Source organism: Streptomyces sp. NPDC049879, from assembly GCF_044461265.1.
Classification (GTDB): Bacteria; Actinomycetota; Actinomycetes; order Streptomycetales; family Streptomycetaceae; genus Streptomyces.
This window is the reverse complement of sequence record NZ_JBITKT010000005.1, coordinates 414,647-439,254: the sequence shown is the minus strand read 5'-3', so window position 1 is coordinate 439,254 and position 24,608 is coordinate 414,647. Positions and strand designations below refer to the sequence as shown.

21 protein-coding genes, 1 tRNA gene and 2 CRISPR repeat arrays are annotated in these 24,608 nt (G+C 71.1%); of the genes, 17 read left to right on the top strand and 5 right to left on the bottom strand.

All coding sequences use genetic code 11. The features are described 5' to 3' along the window. The 4 genes from ACIBPC_RS20090 (at position 1) to ACIBPC_RS20075 (ending at position 4,601) form a co-directional block, all read left to right on the top strand. Positions 1-1,608: a NuoM family protein gene (locus ACIBPC_RS20090; RefSeq protein ID WP_398846389.1), complete on the top strand. Its 1,608-nt coding sequence runs from the start codon at positions 1-3 to the stop codon at positions 1,606-1,608. Then, positions 1,605-3,164 carry an NADH-quinone oxidoreductase subunit N gene (locus ACIBPC_RS20085; protein ID WP_398846387.1) on the top strand — a complete coding sequence of 520 codons (1,560 nt, stop codon included), beginning with the start codon at positions 1,605-1,607 and terminating at the stop codon, positions 3,162-3,164. The genes ACIBPC_RS20090 and ACIBPC_RS20085 overlap by 4 nt, the downstream gene beginning before the upstream one ends. Before the next feature lie 156 nt (positions 3,165-3,320). Next, positions 3,321-4,184, top strand: coding sequence for a zinc metalloprotease HtpX (htpX, locus tag ACIBPC_RS20080; protein ID WP_398846386.1), 864 nt, complete (start codon positions 3,321-3,323; stop codon positions 4,182-4,184). 15 nt (positions 4,185-4,199) lie between these two features. Then, positions 4,200-4,601 (top strand): YccF domain-containing protein, encoded by a 402-nt coding sequence (locus tag ACIBPC_RS20075; RefSeq protein ID WP_362962186.1) that lies wholly within the window; start codon positions 4,200-4,202, stop codon positions 4,599-4,601. A gap of 2 nt (positions 4,602-4,603) precedes the next feature. Here the strand turns inward: ACIBPC_RS20075 and ACIBPC_RS20070 are convergent, their stop codons facing one another. Both ACIBPC_RS20070 and corA read right to left on the bottom strand, forming a co-directional pair. Continuing rightward, positions 4,604-5,227 (bottom strand): DedA family protein, encoded by a 624-nt coding sequence (locus tag ACIBPC_RS20070; protein WP_398846385.1) that lies wholly within the window; start codon positions 5,225-5,227, stop codon positions 4,604-4,606. 185 nt (positions 5,228-5,412) lie between these two features. Next, positions 5,413-6,516, bottom strand: coding sequence for a magnesium/cobalt transporter CorA (gene corA, locus ACIBPC_RS20065; RefSeq protein WP_398846583.1), 1,104 nt, complete (start codon positions 6,514-6,516; stop codon positions 5,413-5,415). A gap of 204 nt (positions 6,517-6,720) precedes the next feature. On the opposite strand from corA, the gene ACIBPC_RS20060 reads away from it, so the two are divergent. From ACIBPC_RS20060 to ACIBPC_RS20050, 3 genes are read left to right on the top strand one after another with little or no spacing between them, the layout of a single operon-like run. Continuing rightward, positions 6,721-8,148: an MFS transporter gene (locus ACIBPC_RS20060; protein ID WP_398846384.1), complete on the top strand. Its 1,428-nt coding sequence runs from the start codon at positions 6,721-6,723 to the stop codon at positions 8,146-8,148. Then, the gene (locus ACIBPC_RS20055) at positions 8,145-8,852 is read left to right on the top strand and encodes an alpha/beta hydrolase (RefSeq protein WP_398846383.1); all 708 of its coding nucleotides are present in this window, start codon (positions 8,145-8,147) and stop codon (positions 8,850-8,852) included. The genes ACIBPC_RS20060 and ACIBPC_RS20055 overlap by 4 nt, the downstream gene beginning before the upstream one ends. Next, a complete protein-coding gene (locus ACIBPC_RS20050; protein WP_362962177.1) occupies positions 8,849-9,364 on the top strand; it encodes a hypothetical protein in 516 nt (171 codons plus the stop codon). Before ACIBPC_RS20055 ends, ACIBPC_RS20050 begins: the two co-directional genes overlap by 4 nt. Here the strand turns inward: ACIBPC_RS20050 and ACIBPC_RS20045 are convergent. Then, on the bottom strand, positions 9,351-9,641 hold the full coding sequence (locus ACIBPC_RS20045) for a hypothetical protein (RefSeq protein ID WP_398846381.1): 291 nt from the start codon (positions 9,639-9,641) through the stop codon (positions 9,351-9,353). The genes ACIBPC_RS20050 and ACIBPC_RS20045 overlap by 14 nt on opposite strands. Then, positions 9,628-10,155 carry a GbsR/MarR family transcriptional regulator gene (locus ACIBPC_RS20040; RefSeq protein WP_398846379.1) on the bottom strand — a complete coding sequence of 176 codons (528 nt, stop codon included), beginning with the start codon at positions 10,153-10,155 and terminating at the stop codon, positions 9,628-9,630. Before ACIBPC_RS20040 ends, ACIBPC_RS20045 begins: the two co-directional genes overlap by 14 nt. A gap of 163 nt (positions 10,156-10,318) precedes the next feature. Here ACIBPC_RS20040 and ACIBPC_RS20035 point away from each other — a divergent pair, with 163 nt between their 5' ends. Then, complete coding sequence (locus tag ACIBPC_RS20035; protein WP_398846377.1) at positions 10,319-11,248, top strand: transglutaminase-like domain-containing protein; 930 nt, start codon at positions 10,319-10,321, stop codon at positions 11,246-11,248. Here ACIBPC_RS20035 and ACIBPC_RS20030 read toward each other — a convergent pair. Further along, positions 11,239-11,727 (bottom strand): YajQ family cyclic di-GMP-binding protein, encoded by a 489-nt coding sequence (locus ACIBPC_RS20030; protein WP_362962169.1) that lies wholly within the window; start codon positions 11,725-11,727, stop codon positions 11,239-11,241. The two genes, ACIBPC_RS20035 and ACIBPC_RS20030, sit on opposite strands and share 10 nt — an antisense overlap. A 134-nt stretch (positions 11,728-11,861) precedes the next feature. Between ACIBPC_RS20030 and ACIBPC_RS20025 the strand changes: the two genes are divergently transcribed. The 9 genes from ACIBPC_RS20025 to cas2e all read left to right on the top strand — a co-directional run bounded on the left by ACIBPC_RS20025 (position 11,862) and on the right by cas2e (position 23,394). Next, positions 11,862-11,943 (top strand) — tRNA-Tyr (locus ACIBPC_RS20025). Between the two features lie 397 nt (positions 11,944-12,340). Next, positions 12,341-13,588: direct repeats of the CRISPR family, unit length 28 nt; unit sequence GGAACACCTCCGCGCGTGCGGAGAGGAC. A 449-nt stretch (positions 13,589-14,037) separates the two neighbouring features. After that, entirely contained in the window at positions 14,038-16,914 is a 2,877-nt protein-coding gene (locus tag ACIBPC_RS20020; RefSeq protein ID WP_398846375.1) for a CRISPR-associated endonuclease Cas3'', read from the top strand. A 54-nt stretch (positions 16,915-16,968) separates the two neighbouring features. Continuing rightward, positions 16,969-18,555, top strand: a complete 1,587-nt coding sequence (gene casA, locus ACIBPC_RS20015) for a type I-E CRISPR-associated protein Cse1/CasA (RefSeq protein ID WP_398846373.1) — start codon at positions 16,969-16,971, stop codon at positions 18,553-18,555. A 64-nt stretch (positions 18,556-18,619) separates the two neighbouring features. Then, positions 18,620-19,312, top strand: a complete 693-nt coding sequence (casB, locus tag ACIBPC_RS20010; RefSeq protein WP_398846371.1) for a type I-E CRISPR-associated protein Cse2/CasB — start codon at positions 18,620-18,622, stop codon at positions 19,310-19,312. 46 nt (positions 19,313-19,358) lie between these two features. Then, positions 19,359-20,564 (top strand): type I-E CRISPR-associated protein Cas7/Cse4/CasC, encoded by a 1,206-nt coding sequence (gene cas7e, locus ACIBPC_RS20005; protein ID WP_398846581.1) that lies wholly within the window; start codon positions 19,359-19,361, stop codon positions 20,562-20,564. Further along, a complete protein-coding gene (gene cas5e, locus ACIBPC_RS20000) occupies positions 20,561-21,415 on the top strand; it encodes a type I-E CRISPR-associated protein Cas5/CasD (RefSeq protein ID WP_398846369.1) in 855 nt (284 codons plus the stop codon). The genes cas7e and cas5e overlap by 4 nt, the downstream gene beginning before the upstream one ends. Then, positions 21,412-22,086: a type I-E CRISPR-associated protein Cas6/Cse3/CasE gene (gene cas6e / locus ACIBPC_RS19995; protein ID WP_398846367.1), complete on the top strand. Its 675-nt coding sequence runs from the start codon at positions 21,412-21,414 to the stop codon at positions 22,084-22,086. Before cas5e ends, cas6e begins: the two co-directional genes overlap by 4 nt. A gap of 74 nt (positions 22,087-22,160) precedes the next feature. Beyond that, complete coding sequence (cas1e, locus tag ACIBPC_RS19990; protein ID WP_398846579.1) at positions 22,161-23,078, top strand: type I-E CRISPR-associated endonuclease Cas1e; 918 nt, start codon at positions 22,161-22,163, stop codon at positions 23,076-23,078. Positions 23,079-23,082: 4 nt separating this feature from the next. Further along, complete coding sequence (cas2e, locus tag ACIBPC_RS19985; RefSeq protein WP_398846365.1) at positions 23,083-23,394, top strand: type I-E CRISPR-associated endoribonuclease Cas2e; 312 nt, start codon at positions 23,083-23,085, stop codon at positions 23,392-23,394. A gap of 18 nt (positions 23,395-23,412) precedes the next feature. Beyond that, positions 23,413-24,602: a CRISPR direct-repeat array (repeat unit 29 nt; unit sequence GTCCTCTCCGCACGCGCGGAGGTGTTCCG). Positions 24,603-24,608: the final 6 nt, after the last annotated feature.

The window sequence follows — 24,608 nt, the reverse complement described above, 5'->3', positions numbered from 1 at the left end:
GTGATCCCGCTGAACGACACCGTCACCGCCTGGCTGCTGATCGCCGCCGTCGCCCTGCCGCTGCTCGGCGCGGCCGCCGCGCTGCTGCCCGCGCCGCCGGGGCTGCGCGGCCCCGGCGGGCCCGAGCGGGACGTGCTGCGCCACGGCGTGACGGTCTCGGGGGCCGTCCTGCTGCTGACGCTCGTCCTCGCCGCCGCCTTCGACCGCGACGGCCCCGGCGGCGACGTGCAGGCCGAGACCGACGTGTCGTGGATCCCCTCGCTGGGCGTGCGGTTGCACCTGGGCGTGGACGGCATCTCACTGCCGCTGCTGGTGCTGACGGCGCTGCTCACGTTCCTCTGCACCCTGCACGCGTACGTCCGCCCGCCCGCCGGTGGCGACCCGCGCGCGTTCGTCGCGTTCATCCTGCTGCTCGAAGGCGGCACGCTCGCCACCTTCGCCGTGCTGGACCTGCTGCTGTTCTTCCTGGCATTCGAGACGGTGCTCGTGCCGATGTACTTCCTCATCGCCCGCTGGGGCGGCGAGGGACGCGGACCGGCGGCGTGGCGCTTCGTGCTCTACACCGTGCTCGGCTCTGTCGTGATGCTGCTGGGGCTGCTGCTGATCGGGCTGCGCGCGGGGACGTTCGACATGATCGCCCTCGCCGACGCGCACGGCGACGGACTCACCCATACGACCCAACTGCTCGCCGTCCTCGCCATCGGCATCGGCCTGGCCGTCAAAACCCCGATGTGGCCGCTGCACAGCTGGCTCCCCGACGCCCACACCGCCGCACCCACCGCCGGGTCCGTGCTGCTGGCCGGGGTCCTCCTGAAGATGGGCACCTACGGCTTCGTCCGCATCGCGCTGCCCATCGCCCCCGACGGCATGCGCACGTTCGCGCCCTACCTCGGCGCGTTCGCCGTCGCGGGCATCGTGTACGCGTCGCTGGCCTGCCTCGCCCTCGTCCGGCAGGGCGCGGGCGGCGACCTCAAGCGGCTGATCGCCTACTCGTCGGTCGGCCACATGGGCTTCGTCCTGCTGGGCATCGCCAGCATGACGCCCACCGGGGTCAACGGCGCGCTGTTCGCCAACGTGGCGCACGGCCTCATCACCGGCCTGCTGTTCTTCCTCGTCGGCGCGCTCAAGGAACGGACCGGCACCACCGACCTCGACCGCCTCGCCGGGACCGGGGGAGCGGCGCTGTACGGGCGCACGCCCCGCTTCGGCGGGCTGCTCGCGTTCGCCGCCGTCGCGTCGCTGGGGCTGCCGGGACTCGCCGGGTTCTGGGGCGAGCTGCTCGCCATGCTGGGCGCCTTCGACCCGGCCGCAGGACTGAGCCGCCCCGCCTACGTCACGTACGTCGCCGTCGCCGCGGTCGGCACGCTGCTCACCGCCGCGTACCTGCTGCTGGTGGTGCGCCGCGTCTGCATGGGCGACGCCCTGCCCGCGAGCACCCCCGGCAGAGCACCCGCCCTGCCCGCAGTCCTCCCCGACCTGCGGCGCCACGAGTACGCCGCGTACGGCCCGCTCGCCGCGCTCACGCTGCTCGCCGGACTGTGGCCCGCACTGCTCCTCGGCCTCACCGATCCCGCGGTGCGGCACCTGCTGCCCGGAGTCGCCGGATGACCAGCCTCGTGGACCACCTGACGCAGAGCGTGGACTGGGCCGTCGTCGCGCCGCCCGTCATCACCGCGGTGACGGCCGTGGCGGTGCTGGTCGCCGACCTCTTCCTGCCCGTCGCGCGCAAGCGGCTCCTCGGCCCGCTCGCCCTCGCGGGGCTGGCCCTGGCCGCGCTGTCGCTGATCCCGCTGCGCCACGGCGACCGCGTGACGTTCTGCCTGGCGGACGGGCCGGGCGCCTGCTCGTACGCCGCCGACCGCTTCGCCGTGCTCATCCAGCTGCTCGTGCTGGGCGGCGCGCTCCTGACGGCGCTGCTCTCCCTCCCCGAGACCGATCCCCGATCGGGTGACCGCGCGCTGCCCGGCGGCGAGTACTGGTTCCTGCTGCTGTCCTCCGTCACCGGCGCCGTCCTGCTGCCCGCCTCACGCGACCTGGCGACGCTGATCATCGCCCTTGAGGTCACCACCCTGCCCACCTACGCCCTGGTCGCGCTGCGCAGGGAACCGCGGGGCAAGGGCGACAGCCCGGAGGCGGCGTTCAAGTACTTCCTGACCTCCGTCGCCGCCACCGCCGTGGGGCTGCTGGGCGTCAGCTTCGTGTACGCCGCCTCGGGGAGCCTGCGCCTCGGCGAGATCACCGGCGGCCTGGCCGCCGCCGACCCGCGCCTGGCGACGCTGGCCGACGCCGGGGTGGCGCTGACGCTGGTCGGCTTCGCCTTCAAGGCGGCGGCCGTCCCGTTCCACTTCTGGGTGCCCGAGACCTACCTCGGCGCGCCGCTGCCGGTGGCGGCCTACCTGTCGGTCGTCGGCAAGTCCGCCGGGCTCGCGGGCCTCGTCGTGCTCACCACGCGCGGCTTCCCCGACCACGGGCACCTGTGGGGCCCGGCCGTCGCCGTGCTCGCCGGGCTCACCATGACGGTCGGCAACGCGGCGGCCCTGCGCGCCACCGAGGACGCGCCGGGTGGCGCCGTACGGCTGCTGGCCTGGTCGTCCGTCGGGCAGGCGGGGTACCTGCTGGTGCCCGTGGCGGCGGGCGCGTACGTCGGCGCGGACGAGGCCATGGGCACGCTGCTCGCGTACGCGCTGATGTACGCCGCCGTGAACCTCGGCGCGTTCGGCGTCGCCGCGTACGTCGGACGGCGCAGCCCGGGGCAGCGCCTCGCGGACTACCGGGGCCTGTGGGCGCGGCGGCCGCTCGCCGCGCTGGCGCTCGGCTTCTTCCTGCTGTGCCTGGCGGGGCTGCCGCCCGGGGTGATCGGGCTGTTCGCCAAGGTGGCGGTCTTCCGCACCGCCGTGGACGCGGGGCTCGGCGTGCTCGCGGTCGTCATGGCGCTCAACGTGGCCGTGGCGCTGTACTACTACCTGCGCTGGGCGGCCCTGCTCTTCCGCCCCGCCCCCGAGCCCGTCACCGCCGAGCCCGCCGCCGCCGAGCCCCCCGCGGGCCCGGCCTGGCGGCCAGGGAAGCCCCTCGCGGGGGCCATCGGCCTCGCCGCGCTGGCCGGTCTCGCGCTCTCCGGCGCGCCGCAGCTCGTCCTGGGGTTCACCACCGGCTCGTTCCTCTGACAGGGCGCCGGGGTGGCCGCCGTGTAGCCGCGCCGGGGGTGGGAACGGATTTCCCCCGTATGGCGTTGTCTCCTTCAGCAGTGTCCACTGTCAGTGGAGAAACCCGATATCCGGTACAACCGGCCACCCCCACGCTGCGGAACCAGGAGGGCTCCCGTGCACCGCCGGCACAACGGATTGCGGACCGCCGCCCTGCTCGGCGGGATGTCCGCCCTCATCCTGATCATCGGCAGCTTCTTCGGCAGGGGCGGCCTCGTCATCGCCCTGCTGATCGCCCTCGCGACCAACGGCTACGCGTACTGGAACAGCGACAAGCTCGCCCTGCGCGCCATGCGCGCCCGGCCGGTGGGCGAATTCGAAGCGCCGGGGCTCTACCGCATGGTCCGCGAGCTGGCCGGGGAGGCGCGGCAGCCGATGCCGCGGCTGTACATCTCGCCCACCGAGGCGCCCAACGCGTTCGCCACCGGGCGCAACCCGCGCAACGCCGCCGTCTGCTGCACCGAGGGCATCCTGCGGCTGCTCGACGAGCGGGAGCTGCGCGGCGTCATCGGCCACGAGCTGAGCCACGTCTACAACCGCGACATCCTCATCTCGTCGGTCGCGGGCGCCATGGCCTCGGTGATCATGTTCCTGGTGAACTTCGCGTGGTTCATCCCCATCGGGCGCGACGACGACGAGGGCGGCCCGGGGATCGTCGGGATGCTGCTGGTCATGCTGCTCGGCCCGATCGCCGCCTCGCTGATCCAGCTCGCCGTGAGCAGGTCGCGGGAGTACGAGGCGGACGCGTCCGGCGCCCGCCTGACCGGCGACCCGCTGGCGCTCGCCAGCGCGCTGCGCAAGCTGGAGGCGGGCACGCAGGCGCGGCCGCTGCGTCCCGAACCGCAGCTGGAGACCGCGAGCCACCTGATGATCGCCAATCCGTTCCGCCGCGGCGAGGGCCTGGCCCGGATGTTCGCCACGCATCCGCCGATGACCGAGCGCATCGAAAGGCTCGAACGCATGGCGGGCGGCCGCCCCTGACGCCATGCTGGTGTCGTGCGCACTCTTCTGAACATCATCTGGCTTGTCTTCTCGGGCTTCTGGCTCGCGCTCGGCTACGCGATCGCCGGAATCCTCTGTTTCATCTTCATCATCACGATCCCGTTCGGCATCGCGTGCTTCCGCATCGCGGGCTACGCGCTGTGGCCCTTCGGGTACCGCGTGACCGAGCGGCACGACTCGGGCGCCGCGTCCCTGGTGGGGAACGTGATCTGGCTGATCGTGGCGGGCATCTGGATCTCGCTGGGCCACATCGCCGCCGGGATCGCCTTCTGCGTGACGATCATCGGCATCCCGTTCGGCATCGCCCACTTCAAGCTGATCCCGGTTTCGCTGATGCCGCTGGGCCGCGAAGTGGTGCCGACCTCGAACGGGCTGCCCCACTACCGCTGGAGCTGAGCTCAGTCCTCGGAGGCGCGGCCGGCGGATATGCGGTGGCGCAGGAGCCGGACGCCCTCGTGCAGCACGGTGATCGCCAGCGCCAGCCCGAGGCCGAGGGCCACACCGCGCAGCGGGTTGTCCTCGAACGCGTGGCCTCCCAGGTAGCCGATGCCCGCCGAGTACACGGCCCAGCTGACGGCGGCGATCGCGTCGTACCGGGAGAAGAGGCGCAGCGGGTAGCCGGTGGCGCCGGTGGTCAGCGTGGCCGCCGTGCGCCCGCCCGGGATGTACCGGGCGACGATCAGCATGAGGCCGCCGCGCCGCTCCAGCAGGTTGCCGACCTGGTCGTAGGCCCGCTGGGTGCGGCTGCCGGGTTTGAGCCGGGAGTAGATCCGCGCTCCCGACTTCCTGCCTATGAAGTAGGAGATGTGGTCGCCTGTGAACGCGCCGAGCGCCGCCACCAGGATGATCAGGCCCACGTTGGGGGCGCCGTCCGTCGCCGCGAAGACCCCGAGGGTGACCACCAGGGTCTCACTGGGCACCACGGGGAAGAAGCCGTCGAGCTTCGCGACGACGAAGAGCGCCAGGTACACCCAGGGGGTGGAGACGAACTCCTCGATCGCGTTCAGGATCGCGTTGTCCACGGGCCCAGCCTAGGCAATGCCCTTCGCCCTGCGGACCTGGCGTTCGTCTAGGAACGTCACGACTTTGGTCTAACCCGTGCACCGACCACGGACAGATCCCGGACCACTCCGGTCAGCTCATCTCCGCCCCGTTCAAAGCCCGTCAGGACCTGTCGGCTTCCGGCCTCCCCGCCCCGGCCCGCGCCTCAGAGCCAGCCGTTGCGCCGGAACCCCCGGTGGATCAGGAAGCAGGCCACCAGCATCACGCCGATCACCAGGGGATAGCCGAAGCGCCAGTGCAGCTCCGGCATGTGGTCGAAGTTCATGCCGTACACCCCGCAGACCATCGTCGGCACGGCCAGGATCGCCGCCCAGGCGGTGATCTTCCGCATGTCCTCGTTCTGCGCGACCGTGACCTGCGACAGGTTGGCCTGGAGGATCGAGTCGATCAGCGAGTCGTAGCCGTTGATCTCCCCGGAGACGCGCGACAGGTGGTCGGCGACGTCCCGGAAGTAGCTGCGGATGTGCGGGTCGATCATGGCCAGCCCGCCCTCGGAGAGCTGCTCAAGCGGCCGGTCGAGCGGCGCCACCGCCCGCCGCAGTTCGAGCAGCTCGCGCTTGAGCTGGTAGATCTGCCCGGGGTACGCGGCGCCGCGGCCCCTGGTGTCGGCGAAGACGGCCGTCTCGATGTCGTCGATGTCGTCCCGCACCGCCGCCGCGACGTCCAGGTACTGGTCCACCACCTGGTCGGCGATGGCGTGCAGCACGGCCGAGGGCCCCTTGGCGAGCTGCTCCGGCTCGCTCTCCAGCTTCTCCCGCAGCGGCCCCAGCGAGCCGTGCCCGCCGTGCCGGACCGTGACGACGAAGTCCTTGCCGGTGAAGACCATGATCTCGCCCGTCTCCACGACCTCGCTGTTCGCCGTGAGCCGCTCGTGCTCGACGTACCGCACCGTCTTGAGCACCGTGAACAGCGTGTCGTCGTACTGCTCCAGCTTCGGCCGCTGGTGCGCGTTGACCGCGTCCTCGACGGCCAGCGGGTGCAGTCCGAACAGCTCGGCGATGTCCTCGAACTCGGCCGCGGTCGGCTCGTGCAGCCCGATCCAGACGAAGCCGCCGCGCCGCTTGCGCACCAGCTCGATCGCCTCGTCCGTCGTCAGCCGCCCCGGGCTGCGGTGGCCCTGGAGGTAGACGGCGCAGTTGACGACGGCGTTGCCGAGCGGCGAGCGCGCGGGGTGGCTGAGGTCCACCTTGGTGGGCAGCGTCGGCCGTTCCCTGCTGAGCCGTACGGCCCTGCGGAAGCTGCGGATCATCGACACGGAGGGCTCCTCGTCCCGGCCGGCGGCGCGGCGGTTCGGCGTTGGTTGCGGATATTACTCTCGGTGTCCACCCCGCCTCCGGCTACACCTGCCCCCAGCGCTAACGGGAACAAGGTTTCATTTACTGCCCCCACCGGGTTATGCTCGTCTCGCGCTAACGGAAACAGAGACCCGTTAGGCGATCCGAGAGGTACGCCCATGTCCACCGCCACCCGGTCCTCCGCCCCCGCCCCCGCCCGCGACATACCCCCCGACACGCCACCCCGCATGACCGGCCGCCAGAAGCTCGTCCTCACCCTGCTCCTCGGCGCCCAGTTCATGATCGCCGTGGACTTCTCGATCCTGAACGTCGCGCTCCCCGTCGTCGGCGAGGGCCTCGGCTTCTCCCTCGGCGGCCTCCAGTGGATCGCCACCGCCTTCGCCCTCGCCGCCGCCGGCTTCACCCTCCTCCTCGGCCGCGTCGGCGACCTCCTCGGCCGCAAGCGCGTCTTCCTCGTCGGCATGGCCGTCCTGGGCGCCTCGTCCCTCCTCGGCGGCCTCGCCACCTCGCCCGAGATGCTGCTCACCGCCCGCGTCCTCCAAGGCCTCGCCACCGCCGCCGTCACCCCGGCCGGGCTCGCCCTGCTCACCACCGCGTTCCCCGAAGGCGCCCTGCGCGACCGCGCCCTCGGCCTCAACGGCGCGCTGATGTCCGCCGGCTTCACCGCGGGCGCCATCCTCGGCGGCCTGCTGACCGACCTGCTCTCCTGGCGCTGGGCGTTCTTCATCAACGTGCCCGTCGCCGCGCTCGTCCTCGTCCTCGCGCCGTCCCTGATCCGCGACGCGCGCCCCGCTCAGCGCCCCCGGCTCGACGTGCCGGGCGCCGCCAGCGTCACCGGCGGTCTGCTGCTGCTCGTCTTCGGCATGAACAACGGCCACAGCTCCGGCTGGGCCGACCCCGTCACCCTCGGCACCCTCGTCGCGGGCGCCGCCGCGCTCGTCGCCTTCTGGTTCATCGAGAAGAACGCGGACGCGCCGCTCGTCCCCGTCACGATCCTGCGCCGCCGCACCGTCGTCTGGGGCAACGCGGCGGGCCTGATCGCCTTCCTCACCGAGACGTCGCTCGTCTTCCTCCTGACCCTCTACCTCCAGGAGGTCCTGGACTACACGCCGCTCGCGACCGGCCTCGCGTTCGGCGTCCTCGGCCTCGGCACCGTCGTCGGCGGCACGCTCGGCGGCCGCACGGTCTCCCGCATCGGCAGCCGCGCCGCGATCCTCACCGGCGGCGTCGTCCAGGCCGTCGCCACCGCGCTGCTCGTCACCCTGGGCACGTCCGGCTCCTGGATCTGGCTCGTGCTGGCCGCCACGTTCGTCGGCGGCGTCGGCAACATGCTGATGATCACCGGCTTCATGGTCACGGCCACCTCCGGCCTCCCCGACGCCGAGCAGGGCCTCGCCACCGGGCTCGCCACCATGACCCAGCAGGTCGGCATCACGATGGGCATCCCGGTGATGAGCGCCATCGCCACCGCCCGCATGGCCCCGGACGACGTGCTCCCCGGCGTCACCCTGGCCATCGGCATCAACGCGGCACTGGTCCTCGCCGGAGCCCTCCTCGCCTTCCGCTTCCTCCCCGCCCGCCGATGAACGGCACCCCCTGGCACCCGGTGGTCGTCCCCCCGGACGGCCACCGGCCCGGCGGCTGGCTCGTGTGGGCCCACGGCGGCAGCTGGCACACCGGCTCCACCGCGGCGTGGTTCCCCGCCCTGGCCGACTACGCCGCCGAGGCCCGCACCGCCCTCGTCGGCGTCGACTACCGGCTCGCGCCCGCCCACCCGTACCCCGCCCCGCTGCACGACGTACTGGCCGCCTACGACTGGACCCGCGCCCAGGCGGACGGTGCCCCCGTCTCCCTCGGCGGCGACAGCGCGGGCGCCACCCTCGCCGCCACCGCCGCCCTGGCCCTCCGGGACCGCGGCGACGAGCAACCGGCCGCCCAGATCCTCGCCTACCCGCCCCTCGACCCCGCCTGCACCGCGCCCTCCTACCACCGCGACCCGGCCGCCTTCCCCCAGCCGGCCATCCTGTCCGCGGCCTGGCGCGCCTACGGCGGCGACACCCCACTCCACGCCGCCGACCTCACCGGTCTCGCCCCCGCCGTCCTGGCGGTGGGGGCGCTCGACCCGGTGGCGGACGACGTGACCGCCTACGCCCGCCGCCTCACCGCCGCACACGTACCGACCCGCCTGCTGACCGTCCCCCACACCAGGCACGGCGCCTTCCGCACGGCCCCCGCCTTCCGCCGCCACCTCGCCGCCGCCCACACCGAACTGCTGAGGAGCACCCGATGACCGCGCCCACCCCACTCCCCTACACCGAAGCGCTGCTGCGCCACTTCACCGACCTGCGCGACGGCACCCACGGCCACGACCCCGCCCCGCACGAACACACCCGCCTCGGCAAGGAACGCCTCTTCCGCACCACCGTCACCCTGCTCGACCCGCACGCACGCGCCGTCCTCGCCGAGATCGACACCGCCCTGCTGGCGGGCACCGGCACCGTCACGGTCACCGCCCCCCACCGCACCCCCGACGGCGGCCTCGACGCGACATGGGACCTCTCCTGGCCGGAGCAACGCGCGGCCCGCGTCGCCCCCGTACGGCTGCACGCGTTCTACGGCCGCACGTTCCACCACCCCCACCTCCAGGGCGGCACGGTCGGCCAGTGGCCGCTGAACGTCTTCACGGCGCAGCAGGCCGAGGCCGAACTCCCCACCCTCCGCGCCATCGCATCGGCCGACCTGCACAACCTCGTCTACCAACGCGACCACCGCCTGATCCCGGCCGCCGTCAGCAGGACGTGAGTTCCGCCAACTGCTCGGCGGCGGTGCGGTTGCCCCCGTCGGCCAGCCTGCGCAGCTCGCCCAGGTCCTCCAGCTCGGTGGCCAGTTCGATCAGCTGGTCCGTGGCCGTGGCGTCGCCCAGGTCGGACAGTCTGCGCAGCTCCGCCATGTCGCCCCGCTCCCCGGCGAGTTCGATCAGGTGGTCGGTGGCGGTGGCACTGCCCTCGCCGGCCAGCCGCCGCAGCTCGGCGAGGTCGCCTCGTTCGACGGCGCGTTCGATCAGTTCATCGTCGGTCATGCGGGGCGTCCTCTCCCTGGTGTGTCCCCTGGCCGCTCCGCCCCGAGGCGCGGAGCCGGTCGCGGTGCGCGTGCCACTCCCGCAGCAGTTCCGGCAGCCGCCCGGCGAGGAACTCGGCCAGCGCGACCATCTCCTCAAGCGGCGCCCGGCGTTCCGGCGGCGCGTCGGCGAGCAGCGCCAGCCCCTCCCTGAAGAGCGCGGCGTGCTCCTCGTGGACGGCGGAGTCGAAGTTCTGCGGCTGGCGGCTGGCGGGATCGAGGCCCACCCGGTCACTGCGCTCCCCTGCGGCCCGCGTGCGCTGCGCCATGCCGTAGCCCTCCAGCAGCTTGACGGCCCCGGTGACGGCGCTGCGGCTCGCCAGCAGGGCCTGGCCCAGCTCGTCGATCGTCTGCTGCGGCGGATCGCAGACGAGGAGGTAGCCGAGCAGCCGCCCGGCCATCGGCGGGAAGCCGTACTGCCGGGCGTAGAACCGGCCGACGTGGTCGGCGAAGATCAGCTGGTCGTCCTGCGGCACGCCCCCCACCGTAGCGCACGAATGACTGAGATGACACTTATTTGTGTCATCTCAGTTGCCGGTCTCGGTTCGGCGCGCGTCCGTGTGCCCACCGATATAGAACGTACGATCGATTCGCCCGGCGCTCCACGGCCGCCGCCGGACCACCAAGGGGGATTCCACCGTGCCCGAGACCCGCCTCGAACCCGCGGAAGCCGCCTACTACACCACCCAGAGCCCGTTCTCCGACCCCGGCGACCAGGTTCACCTCTACGACGCCCTCCCCGCCGACCCCGCCCGGCTCGCCCGCGTCGCCCGCGACCTGGTGATCCACCGCATGGAAGGCCCGCTCTACGGCTACGACATCCCCGCCGATCGCCTGGCCCACGACGCCGAGACGCGCTACACCGAAGACACCCTCCGCCTCATCGTCTCCCGCGACCCCGCCCCACTGACCGAGCCCCGTGCCCCCGCCGACCGCTTCGTCGGCATCTGCCGCGACATCGCCCTGCTGCACTGCTCGATGCTGCGCCACACGGGCACCCCCGCCCGCGTCCGCTCAGGCTTCGCCCGCTACTTCAGCACCGACGGCTTCCACGACGACCACATGGTCACCGAATACTGGGCGCCCGGACGCGGCTGGCTCCTCGCCGACGCCGAACTGGCCGACCCCCTCGTCACGGACCGCTTCGGCATCGCCTTCGACCCCCTCGACATCCCGCGCGACCGCTTCCTCGTCGCCGGCCGCGCCTGGCAGGCCCTGCGCACCGGCGAGGCGGACCCCGCGCGCTTCGGCCTGCGCCTCCCGGACGGCGCGCTGACCGGCAGCTGGTTCGTGGCGGGCAACGTCCGCCTCGACATCGCCGCGCTCAACAGGACCGAGACCCTGCTGTGGGACATCTGGGGCGAGGGCGCGGACAGCGAGGCGGAGATGACGGACACCCTCCGCGCCCTCTACGACCGCGCCGCCCCGCTCTCTTCCGACACCGTCCCGTTCGACGCCGTACGGACCCTCTTCCGCGCGGAGGACGGCCTGCGCACCCCCGCGACCGTCCTGTCCCTCGCCCCGTTCGACGGCCCGTCCCGCGTGACCCTCCGCACCGCTCAGCGGTAGTTGACGAACTGCACCGCGAAGTCGAAGTCCCTCTCGCGCACCAGCCGCTGGACCTCCTGCAGGTCGTCCCTGCTCTTGGAGCTGACGCGCAGCTCGTCGCCCTGCACCTGGGCCTTCACACCCTTGGGACCCTCGTCGCGGATCAGCTTGGCGACCTTCTTCGCGTCGTCCGTGGAGATGCCCTCCTTGACGGTGCAGTACAGCCGGTACTCCTTGCCCGACGCCTGCGGCTCGCCCGCGTCCAGCGCCTTCAGGGAGATGCCGCGCTTCACCAGCTTGGTCTGGAAGATGTCCAGCACGGCGTTGGCGCGCTCCTCCGCGTTGGCGCGGATCTCGATGCGCTCGCCCGACCAGGCGATGGACGCGTCCACGCCGCGGAAGTCGTACCGCTGCGAGACCTCCTTCGCGGCCTGGTTGAGCGCGTTGTCGACCTCCTGCCGGTCAACCTTCGAGACGATGTCGAAACTGGAGTCGGCCATGGTGATGTGGCTCCTCACGAAACTCGCCGGGCACGGGTCGCCGGACAGCCTAACGACCCCGCGCCCGCCCACAGCGGCGCGCAACCGGGTGGCGGACCACCCCGCCCCATCGGGTATCGTTTACCGCGTTGCGAGGCGGTGTGCCCGAGCGGCCAAAGGGAGCAGACTGTAAATCTGCCGGCTCAGCCTTCCCAGGTTCGAATCCTGGCGCCGCCACAGCATCGAACGGCCCTCTGACCCGGTTTTCCCCGGTCAGGGGCCGTTCCGTTTTCCCCGACCAAACACCGGCCGAGATGGCCTCTTTGCCTCTGCTTCACTGCATCCCGCTTCCTGACCAGCGAGCGTGGGGGGGGGCAGGGCGGACCTACCGCCCACTGCACAAGCGCGCCGAGCCCTCGGCTTTCGCCGCACCGTCGCTACCCTTGATGAACTCGGCGCAGACCCGGACCAGGGCGGCGCGCGACGGTCTGCGGATCGACACCGCACCCGAGCCAGGCAGAAACGGCCGTGTGCCGCAGGTCGTACGGCCGCTTGACCAGGGATATTCCTGGTTTGGTGAGGCAGGAGCACATCCCGGTGTGCGCCTGTGCCATGTCCGCGCGCAGCACGTGGTCGGAACACCTCCGCGTGTGCGGAGAGGACAGGTCCATGCCGTACGGGATTCGGGCAGTGGCGGAACACCTCCGCGCGTGCGGAGAGGTCATGGCTCATCACGGTGACGAGGCGGCGGCCAGCGGAATACCTCCGCGCGTGCGGAGAGGACCGCGCCCCCGGCGCCCCTGACCGCGCCAACACCGGCACACCTCCGCGCGTGCGGAGAGGACGGCTCGGCCTTCCTGCGCGTGACTCGCCGGACCGGAACACCTCCGCGCGTGCGGAGAGGACTCACCTGTGCTTTTAGTCCACGACGCGGCGGACGGAACACCTCCGCGCGTGCGGAGAGGACGGGCGCCGGGCCACCACCGAAGGACACACACCCGGAACACCTCCGCGCGTGCGGAGAGGACTGCACGACGGCTGCGTAGAGGCGGTCGAACGGCGGAACACCTCCGCGCGTGCGGAGAGGACGACCACGGCAGGTCCGCGTTCTGCGCCGGAGACGGAACACCTCCGCGCGTGCGGAGAGGACCCGAGTGTCCGAACCCGCGCGCACAGGCACAGCGGAACACCTCCGCGCGTGCGGAGAGGACTGGCCCGCAAGGTCGGCCGCCACGACCCGGCCCGGAACACCTCCGCGCGTGCGGAGAGGACGACCACAACGCTGGCAAGATCCACGTCGACACCGGAACACCTCCGCGCGTGCGGAGAGGACGATGGCCTCCACCTGCTCCCGGGACGGCGGGTCGGAACACCTCCGCGCGTGCGGAGAGGACACCTCCCGGACGAGGCGTACCAGGCGCTCCCCCGGAACACCTCCGCGCGTGCGGAGAGGACCCGTGCATGCTCTGCAACCGCCCCGCGGCTGGCGGAACACCTCCGCGCGTGCGGAGAGGACGGCGGATGACGTAGGTCGCGCGGTCGCGCACTTGGAACACCTCCGCGCGTGCGGAGAGGACGGTGGATCGCCGAGACGCCCTACCCGGGCCTCCGGAACACCTCCGCGCGTGCGGAGAGGACGCCGAGCCACCCCTGCACCGCCTCCCCGAGAGCGGAACACCTCCGCGCGTGCGGAGAGGACTGGTCGGGTGCGGGCCAGTGCGCCGGAGGGTGCGGAACACCTCCGCGCGTGCGGAGAGGACTGACGAAGCACGCTGCCGACCTGGATGCGGCGCGGAACACCTCCGCGCGTGCGGAGAGGACGGCGCACTCTTGTACAGGACGTGCACCTCGGACGGAACACCTCCGCGCGTGCGGAGAGGACACTTTCTGACCTGCGGCGTTAGAAGGGCTTTGCTGTTTCTTTGCCGTTGAGGTCGGGTTGCTTTGTGCCGGCTCTGGGGTGCATGCCGGGAAGTCTAAGGGGCGGCGTCGGACGCAAACTCGGGGCGGTGCGAAGTCAGAAGCTGTGCGCGTGCCCATAGGGCAGGTTGGTGCGGTAGCGGGGGTTTTCAGACAGCGGACGTACATGGCCTGTTTGCTTGGAGTTGTCTTGAAAACAGCGTGAGTGGCTGCTGCCGGTGATGGGTGAAAAGAGCGGTGACGCAGCTTCGTAGCAGGTCGACGCGAGGCGAGCCCTTCGTCCGGTGATCTAGTTGATCGGGGCGATCTCTCCCGGTATGGCTGGTAGTCGCTCGTCACCAGGCGCCTGGACATAGCTGGAAAGCTCAACGGGCGGGGCGATTGTCAGTGGCCGTTGCTATCGATATCCCCGTGACTGACGAACGGCTCACCGCACCGATGTGTACCGCCTTGGACTGCCGGCTGTGGGGCAAGGAGCACGGCTTGGACCGGCCCTATCCGGTGGTGTGCCACCTGCTGGACACCGGGGCGGTCTACCGTGTGTTGTGGGACACCGTGCTGGGCGCTACGACGCGTGAGCGCATCGCTGCGGCGCTCGGTCTGACCGTCGAGGCAGCACGCGACGTGACGGCTTTCTGGGCTGCCCTTCACGATCTCGGCAAGATCACGCCGCCCTTCCAGGCTCAGGTCCCGGCCGCCTTCGCCCGGTTGAGCGGTGAGTCGGTCTACCGTTCCGCACCGGGCGCCGAAAGGCAGCGCGAGTTCCGGCACGAGATGGCCACCCACTGGGCTCTGGTTAACCTGCTGGCCGAAGTCGGCTACCCCATGGATTACGGGAAACGGCGCCAGTCCGTCGCACATCAGGTCGCCCAGTTGCTGGGCGGGCATCACGGGCGTTTCAGCGGTGTGCTCAGCAAGAAGGAACTGCTGCTGGGGAGCGCCGTCCAGCCGGCCCTGGGTGAGGAGGGATGGGCCGAGCAACGGCGCCTCCATCTTGGCGAGGTGCGCCGCGTTCTCGGCGCAGAAGCCGTTCCCGCCGGGGGCCTCCCGCCGGAGCTGGCCGTCGTCGTCTGCGGGCTCGTCGTCGTGGCGGACTGGCTGGCGAGTCAGACCCCGAGCGTCCGGACGCTGCTCCCGCCGACGGACTGGATCGGCAGCCCGGAGCAACTGGACGCGCACTTCGCCCGATCGTCCCGCCAGGCCGAGGAGGCGGTAGCCGCCAGTCGCCTCGGGCGTGCGCACTTCAACGACCGGAAGTTCGACGCGATCTTCCCCTTCCCTCCCAATCCGCTGCAGCGGGACATCGTCGAGCGACTCCCCGCGCTGGTCGCGGAACGTGGGCCTGGGCTGGTGCTCATCACCGCCCCCACGGGCGACGGGAAGACGGAGGCGGCGCTGTACGCGGCCTCCATCCTGGGGCGCGCGGCGGACGCCCGCGGCCTGTACTTCGCGCTGCCCACCATGGCGACTGCCGACGGGATGTTTCCCCGCGTGCGCCGGTATGCCAAGGCGGCACTGTCCGGCGAACGCGCGCTGACACTTCTCCACTCCATGGCCTGGCTCAGCCCGATCTACGCCGACGATTCCGCTGAGAGCGACCAGGACCCTGCTCTCGAGCTGAGCCAGATCAGCGCGCCGCAGGGGACGGTCGTCGAATCCGACGGCTGGTTGCGCGGGTCCAAGCGCCCGATCCTGGCTTCCCTCGGGGCCGGGACGATCGACCAGGCGCTCACGGCGATGCTGCCCGTCACTCACAACGCCCTGCGGCTCTTCGGGCTCTCGGAGAAGGTCTTCATCCTGGACGAGGCGCACGCCTACGGGCCGTGGATGCATCAACACCTGGTGCGGCTGCTGGAATGGCTCGGGGCGCTGAGGTCGCCCGTGGTCCTCCTCTCCGCAACGCTCACCGGGCAGGTCGCCGGTTCGCTGGTGGACGCCTATCGCCGCGGTGCCGGATCCCGCGACCCCCAGCCCGTCGAACCCTGCTACCCGGGCTGGCTGTTCGCGGACGTCGGGACGGGGCAGGTCACAAGGCCGCGGCGGACCGGAACGCTGCGCACGAGGACCCTCGGAATTGACCTCCGGACGGTTGCTTGGGACGTTGACCAGATGTCCGAGCCGGTCGTGGGCGGGCGCTGTGCCGCCCTCCGGCAGGTGCTCGACCCGGTCGCGACCGGGGGAGGCACCGCACTGGTCTGCTGCACCACGGTGGCCGAGGCCCAGCAGACCTACCGCGACCTGAGCCAGGCGTTCCCCGGACTGGCGGAGCGCGACGGTGGCATCCGTCTGCTCCACTCCCGATTCCCTGCCCGCGAGCGACAGCGGATCAGCGAGGAGTGCGAAGCGGCGTACGGGAAACCGCAGGGAGAACAGCCGCACGGCGCCGCGGTTCGCGCTCCGTCGATCCTGGTGGCCACGCAGGTGGTCGAGCAGTCGCTCGACCTTGACTTCGACCTCGTGGTCAGCGATCTCGCGCCCCTGGCCCAGCTGCTGCAGCGCGCGGGGCGCGGTTGTCGCCATGCGCGGGGGAAGGCTGGGCGGCCAGCCTGGCTCGCCGATGAGGAACGCCCTCGTCTGGTGGTCCTGGCGCCCGCCGGAAGCACCGGTGCACGAGGCATCCCCCGCTCCATGGCCGCCGTCTACGACCCGAGCCTTCTGATCCGCACCGTCACGCTGCTCGACGGCCTGCCAGATGGAGAGATCGCCGTCCCCGATGATGTCCAGCACCTTATCGACGAGGTCTACGCGGAGGACTTCACGCACGGTCTGGACGAGGCTGCGAGGCGCGAACTGAAGGGTATGGACCTCGACCGGACCGCTCGCACGATGGTCGAGCAGAGCATGGCCGAGACGGTCGCCGTTGCCGCGCCCGCCGATGTGAACGGCGACCTGAGCAAGCTGAGCCAACGGGATATCGGAGTCACCGAGGAGCTGCTGACCACGCGACTCGGAGCGGACACCGGCAGGGTGCTCTGCCTGTACAAGCAGTCGTCCGGCCACATCACCCTCGACAGGGAGGGGTCGGTGTCCCTGCCGGACGACTGGCGGTCCAAACCCTCCCGCGACTCGGTACGGCAGCTCATGACGTTCGTGACTCCCGTGCCGGGCACATGGGCCCGGACGACAGAGGGCCTCATGGAACGTCCGCCCAGCTGGGAGAAACAACCTCTGCTGCGTCAACTGGTCTTGCTGCCGATGACACCTGACAGCCAGGGCAACTCGTGGAGCTGCGATGCCGGAGACGGTGTCATCACCAGCTCGTCACTTGGCTTGGAGCGACACCGATGAGCACGTCAGTAACTACGCCGCCCGCTCGTAGCGGGTACGCAAGCGAGGAGGTTCATGTCGGTGGGTGGGTTTGATCTGTTGGAGGAGCCGTGGGTTCCTGTCCGGTGGGCTGATGGGGTGGAGGGAGGGCGGCGCGAACAAGTCGGGTTCGTCGAGCTGTTGAGCCGGGCGCATGAGATCGCCGGGCTGGCCGTCACTGAACCACCCGCGCACGCCGCGCTGTTGCGTGTGCTGTATGCGCTGACCATTCGTGTCACCGGGCTCGACCAGGTGGGCACCGTGGAGGAGGACTGGACCGACCGGCGGCGGGATCTTTGGGACGCGGGTCGCCTGCCCGCCAGCGGTATCGAGGAGTACGCCACTCGCCATGCCCACCGGTTCCTCGTGTTCGACCCGGTGGGTGGTCGGCCCTGGATGCAGGACCCAAGGCTGGAGAAGCAGTGCGACCCGGCCAAGACCGCCGGGGTCAACAAGCTGATCGTGACGCGTCCCGCCGGCAACAACCACGCGTGGTTCCGGCACGGATCGGACGCGGATCCCGACCTTCCGACCGTTTCGGATGCGGTGCTCAACCTGCTCGTCTGGCACTACTGGGGACCCGCCGGGCGGTGTTCCACCCGCGAGGTAGACGGCGAGAAGACCGCCAGCGTCGTGGCGGGGCCGCTGCGGACCGCTCTCTCCTATCACCCTGTCGGCGCGTCGTTGTTCGAGACGCTGCTGGCCGGGCTGGTGCCCCCACGGCGGAGCGATCAGCCCGGTGACGACCATTGCCCCTGGGAGACAGAGGAACTGCCCGACCCCGCGTCGCCGCCCAAGGAGCCGAAAGGGCCGTGCTCCCGTCTGACAGGCCGCTCTCAGCACGCCCTCCTGCTCGTGCCCGACGACGACTCGCCCGACGGCCGGGGCACACCGACGCTGGTGCGTGACGCCTACATCACCTGGGCCCACCGTACGGGGCGCATGGCCCGCGACGATGACTTCCTGATCTGGCAGATCAGCCAACTGGGGAACCGCTACGCCCGTCCCGCCGATTCGGGGCGTGCGCTCTGGCGCGACCTGGACGCGCTGTTGCTCAAGGACCCGGTGAGCTCCGCACAGGCCCGGCGGCCAACGGTCTTCTCCTGGGCGGCGGAACTGTCGGAGGACCTCGGCGTACGCGCCCTGGGCTTTGAACAGGACGGGCAGGCCAAGGACAAGCAGTTCGTGGACGCCTCCACGCCGCCGGTCCTCGGGTTCGTGGAGGAGAGGGTGCCGAGGACCACCAATCCCATCGCCCGGTTGCGTGCCCTTGGCGAGTCGTACGGCTTCCGCCTGGACCGCGCGCTGAAACGGGCCTGGACCACATACGTCCGCGACCCCAAGAGCGACGCCGACGCATGGACGAAGCCCGCCGCCGCCCGGTACTGGCCTGCGGCGGAGGAGCAGTTCTGGGCGGTCTTCCACTCGCTGAGCCGCAGACCCGGGGCAGTCGACGTGGGCTTCGACCACAAAGAGGCACGCAGAGCGTTCCTTCGCCATGCCGAGGCGGCTTTCGACGAGGTGACGCGGGGGGTCACCGGAAGCCAACGGGGTGCCAAAGCGGTGTTCGAGGCGCGGGCGGGTCTGCGCCGGACGCTCAAGAAGGACCCGCATCAGGCCTGACAGGGGCCCAGGAGCCCACTGGCCTCGCACCAGCACGAGCAAGAACGCAGGAAGGGAACAAGACGTGACCACCACCGCGTCGCCGGGCCTCGACCGGGCGGCGAAACGACGCCAGATGCTCCTCGACTACGTCTCGTGGATCGACCAGCTCTGCGCCACGGACCCGGGCGCGCGCGTCGCTCTGCGCGCCGGACTGCGGCAGAACATCGATGCCCGCAGCACCTTTGCGATGAACCGCCACATCGCCAGGTGGCTGCCGGTGAACGCCTCTGACACCACGCAGCGCGCCTATTTCACCGTCGCCGCCATGATCGCCTCACGGCCCCGCTCGGTGGCGGAGGACGAGCCCTCCACCGAGGAAGCCGAAGGCGAGGCGGCTGATGGTGCGGAGGAGGCTGAGCCGGGGCCCGCCGACGAGCCGCAGCGGCCGGAACGGTGGGGTACCAGCCTGGGCGCGGCGTTCGCCGAGGCCGTGGCCGAGGCACCCGGCAGAGACCGTGAGATGAGGGAAAGCGCGGCGGAGAGCCGACTGAACATGCTCACCCGCCAGAGCGCCGGAGGCATCCACCGCAGCCTGCCACCGTCGGTCCTCTATCTGCGTCAGCTCGACGTCCCCGTGGACTGGGCACAGCTCCTGGCCGACCTGATCGACTGGCCGGACCGCTCCGGCCGCATCGCCAGGCGCTGGCTCCAGGACTACTACCGCCGACGCCACCACGACAAGGACAGGTCCGATGGCGACGACAGCCCGGAATAACCCGCCGGAAGCCTCCACCGACACCGAACCGATCAACACCAGCAGTATGGAGAAATCCGTGTCACCAACCACCCGTCCCGCGCGATTCATCGACATCCACGTGATTCAGTCAGTCCCGGTAGCCAACCTGAACCGGGACGACACCAACTCGGTGAAGACTGTCCAGTACGGGAACGCGCAGCGCACGAGGGTGAGCAGCCAGTCCTGGAAGCGCGCCACGCGGGAGAAGTTCCAGGAGGAGATCGGCGAGCGGGCCCTGCGCACGCGGCGGATCGGCGAACGCGTCACGCGGGAGTTGGAGGAACGCGGCTGGCCGTCCTCGCTCGCCGAGCGGGCCGGCGCGCACGTGGCCGCCGGCAGCAGCATCAAGTTCGAGCTGGCGAAAACGAAAGACAAGAACGCCACCGTCACCGTCTCCAACAAGGTGTACACCAACGCGCTCGTCTACGTCCCGGAGACGGCCGTTCGCGACCTGGCCGACATCGCGGAGGAGCACCGGGAGCAGCTGGAGTCCGCCAAGGACATCAAGAAGCCGTCCGACAAGAGCGTGCTCCAACAGGCGGCCATCGACGGCGTGCTGAAGGCGCGCAACGGAGTGATCAACCTCTTCGGCCGGATGCTCGCCGAGGTGGACGACGCGGGCGTGGACGGCGCCGTACAGGTGGCGCACGCGCTCACCACCCACGAGACGGACGTCGAGTTCGACTACTTCTCCGCCGTGGACGACGTCAGCCAGGACTGGGACGACGCCACCGGCAGCGGCCACATGGGGCACGGCCAGTACAGCGCCGGCACGTTCTACCGCTTCGCCACCGTCGACCTCCGGGAACTGGCCGGCAACATCGGCGACGACGCAGCGAGCGTAAGGGAACTGACCGGCGCCTTCCTCGGCGCGTTCATCAGATCGCTGCCTGGCGCCAAGAAGAATTCCACCGCGCCCCACACCATCCCGGGCCTCGTCCACCTCGCGGTCCGTTCCGACCGGCCGCTGTCCTTCGCCGCCGCCTTCGAGAAGCCGGTCGCGTCCTCACGGGGCGAGGGCTTCGAGATTCCCTCCGTGGCGCGCTTGGCCGCGTACGCCGTGCAGGCGAACCGGATGCTGGGGCGCAAGCGGCTGCTGGCCGCTGGCTGGGCCGGCATCGGGCACGACGGGCTGGACGAACTGGGGCAACGGTGCGACGGAATCGACGAGTTGGTCGAGACCGCCCTGCGCAGCGCCCTGGGCGGGGAGACCATCGAGGCCACGGCGTGACCGGTCAGGAGACGGACAACCGGCCGGGGCTCCTCCTGCGGCTGGCCGGTCCGCTCCAGTCATGGGGTGAGAAGAGCCATTTCACGGATCGGGACACCGCCCGGTTCCCCACCCGCTCGGGAGTCATAGGGATGCTCGCCGCCGCGCTCGGGCGCGAGCGCGGCGCGTCGCTCGACGATCTGACGGCCCTGTCGCTGACCGTGCGCGTGGACCGGCCAGGCGTCCTGCTGACCGACCTGCACACGGTCGGCGGCGGCCTCCCCGCCCGCGACACCGTCACCACGGCCGAGGGGAAGAAACGCAGCGGCACGACCGCCACGCTGCTGAGCCATCGCGCCTACCTCGCCGACGCCGCCTTCACCGTCGCCCTGACCAGTACCGCGAGCGGACCCGGTGCGGAAGCGGTGAACCGCCTCGCCGAGGCCCTGCGTGAACCGCGGTGGCCCCTGTTCCTCGGGCGTCGCTCCTGCCCGCCCGAGGGCCCCGTGCTGCTGGCCCAGAGCGACCGTCCGCTCCATGACCTCGTGCTCCTGCCGGTCGCCGCCGAACGGGCCAAGGGCGCGGGGGCGCTGGACATCGTCTTCCTCTCCGAAGCGCCGTTGGACGCGCTGCCCGTGCCCGACGGGTGGAAGTCCATCCCCGAGGCCGAGGCCGCGCGAGCGATCAGCACGATCAACGACGACCCGCGGTCCTTCCACCCCAAGCGGCGGACGTACTTGAGCCGACAGCTCTACCGCCGTGTCGTCTCCCTGCCCGAGGACCGGTTCGCCGGACTCGGCAGCGCCTATCTCGCCCAGCTCCAGAGGCATCTGGCAGTGAACCCCGCCCACCCCGAGAGGGGGAACCCATGACCGTCTGGCTCAGCCGCCTCACGCTCGACCCCCGCTCGCGCGCGGTTCGCGGCGACCTGCTGGGCGGCGGATCGGCGATCAGTCTCCACCGGCGCGTGATGTCGCTCTTCCCCGACATCGAGGCCAACGACGCACGTGCCCGGTTCGGTGTGCTGTTCCGCGTCGAGGACACACCCCAGGGCTGCGCTCTGCTCGTCCAGAGCACCCACGAGCCCGATCCGGCTCGCCTGCCCGACGGCTACGGTGCCCTGCTGAGCCGCCCCCTCGATCCGTTGCTCGACGCGCTCAAGCCGGGCCGCCGTATCCGCTACCGCTGTGTGGCCAACGCCGTGCGGCGACCGGGCGCCACCACCCGTGAGGTGTACAAACTCAAGCCGGTCGTCCCGCTGGGAGGCCGCGCCGCCGACGAGTGGTGGCGACGTCAGGCCACGGCCGCCGGCCTGGAGCCGGAGAGTGTGCTCTCCCAGCCTCTGGACGCGGTACGTGGCCCACGTGGCACCCATGGGGCGGCGGCGAATCAGCGCATGCGCCATGACCGTACCCAGTTCGACGGGGTCGCGACGATCGTGGACGCTGACCTGCTTCGGGAGCGGATCGTCGCCGGCGTCGGGCGTGCGAAATCCTACGGCTGCGGTCTGCTGACGGTCGCACCGGCCGGGGGCGCGGCGTGACGGCCACAACCCGCCGCGGGCGGCAGCAGACCCCTGGTCAGGCACGGCGCCGACTGGCCTCGCCCACGGTCGCGATGCTGCCGCGCGTCGCCGACGCCCTGTCGTTTCTCTACCTCGATATCGCGCGGGTGCAGCAGGACGATACGGGGGTCTGTGCCGAGATCACCAGCGAACGCCACGGCACCCAGACCGTCTACCTGCCGACCGCCGCGTTGAGCTGTGTCCTCCTAGGCCCCGGCACGTCCATCACCGCTCGGGCCCTGTCCACCCTGGCCCGCCACGGGACCACCGTCCTGGTCGTCGGCTCGGGCGGCGTCCGGTGCTATGCCGCCACGCTGCCCGACTCCCTCACCACGAACTGGCTGGAACGCCAGACCCGGGCCTGGGCGGACGACACACAACGGCTCCGCGTCGCGCATGCGATGTACGAGAAACGCTTCGGGCCAGGGACCGTCTCCCCCGACGCGACCCTGCAACAACTGCGTGGTTTCGAGGGTGCGCGGGTGAAGGCCCACTACCAACTCCTTGCGAGACAGCACAAGATCGGCCGCTTCCGCCGCAACTACGATCCGGAGTCCTGGGAAGACCAGGACCCGGTGAACCTCGCGCTCTCCGCCGCCAACACCTGCCTGTACGGCATCGTCCACGCGGCCATCCTCGCTCTGGGCTGCTCACCCGCGCTGGGTTACGTCCACAGCGGCAACCAGCAGGCGTTTGTCTACGACATCGCCGACCTGTACAAGGCCCGGCTCACGATCCCGCTGGCGTTCTCGCTCCACGACGCGACCGACCCGGAGGCGCAGGCCCGACGCTCCTTCCGCGACGGACTGCGTCTGTTCCGACTGCTGCCGCGTATCGTCACCGACATCCAGGAGCTTTTGGATCCAACGGGGGAGTACGGGACCGAGGATCCCGATGAACAGCTCGTGGACCTCTGGGACCCGGTCGCCGGAGTCGTTCCGGGCGGCCTCAATCACGGGACGGAGGGGTGAACCAGTGGCGTCCATGGTCATGATCTCCGCGACAGCGGTCCCCGATCACCTTCGTGGCGCGCTCAGCCGCTGGCTGCTGGAGGTCACTCCGCAGCTGTACGTGGGTACGGTGTCGGCCCGTGTCCGCGACGAGTTGTGGACCTCGGTCTCCGCCAGCATCGGCGATGGCATGGCAGTCCTCGCGTACCCCGACGCCAACGAACAGGGCTTCTCCCTCCAGACAGCGGGCACCCGCCGCCGAGCCCCCTTGGACTTCGACGGCCTGACCCTGATCGGCTTCCGAAGGGAAGGTCAAGAAACAGCAAAGCCTCTCTAACGCCGCAGGTCAGAAAGTGTCCTCTCCGTACGCGCGGAGGTGTTCCGCCCCGGCGGGATGCCGCCCACCCCCGGGCCCGGTCCTCTCCGTACGCGCGGAGGTGTTCCGGCCCTTGCCAGGGCGCTGGCCGAGCGGTTCGGGTCCTCTCCGTACGCGCGGAGGTGTTCCGCTCTGCCGCACCCGGGGCTGGGACTACAACCCGTCCTCTCCGCACGCGCGGAGGTGTTCCGTCCCGGACGAGGGTGGTGACGTGCCTCGGGGTGTCCTCTCCGCACGCGCGGAGGTGTTCCGTCGGTGATGCGCGCCGACGAGGCCGCCCCGGGGTCCTCTCCGCACGCGCGGAGGTGTTCCGCGGCCGGAGTGGGGCATCACCTACAACCCGGCGTCCTCTCCGCACGCGCGGAGGTGTTCCGGTCGGCGCCAACAGGTTGGGCGCCTCGCCCTCGTCCTCTCCGCACGCGCGGAGGTGTTCCGCGTTCGGCGACGTTCGAGTCGCACGACCGGTGCGTCCTCTCCGCACGCGCGGAGGTGTTCCGCACTGACCAACCCACACCACGAGATCGGACACGTCCTCTCCGCACGCGCGGAGGTGTTCCGGCGTGCAGGCTGACCCGTCCGTCGCGGTGGACGTCCTCTCCGCACGCGCGGAGGTGTTCCGCCGTAGACGGCCCGCAGGGCGGCCCAGGTGGCGTCCTCTCCGCACGCGCGGAGGTGTTCCGAACCCGAAATGCGACGAGTTCTTCGAGCCCAAGTCCTCTCCGCACGCGCGGAGGTGTTCCGGAGGGGGGGTGCGGCTTTGTGACATAGAGGTGGTCCTCTCCGCACGCGCGGAGGTGTTCCGCGCGCGACGGTCACCGAACTCGCAACGCCGGAGTCCTCTCCGCACGCGCGGAGGTGTTCCGGCCGTCGGAACGTGTCGCGACGCAGGGCTGGTGTCCTCTCCGCACGCGCGGAGGTGTTCCGGGCCAGGACCATTCCGTCATCTACACCCACAAGTCCTCTCCGCACGCGCGGAGGTGTTCCGGACCGCCGTCTCGGCGGTACCCCTGGCAGGCCGTCCTCTCCGCACGCGCGGAGGTGTTCCGGAGGGCTTGGCTTGGCTTGGGGGGGGTGTGACGGTCCTCTCCGCACGCGCGGAGGTGTTCCGGCGGCGGGGCCCGTCCACGCGGGGGATGGGGAGTCCTCTCCGCACGCGCGGAGGTGTTCCGCCGACG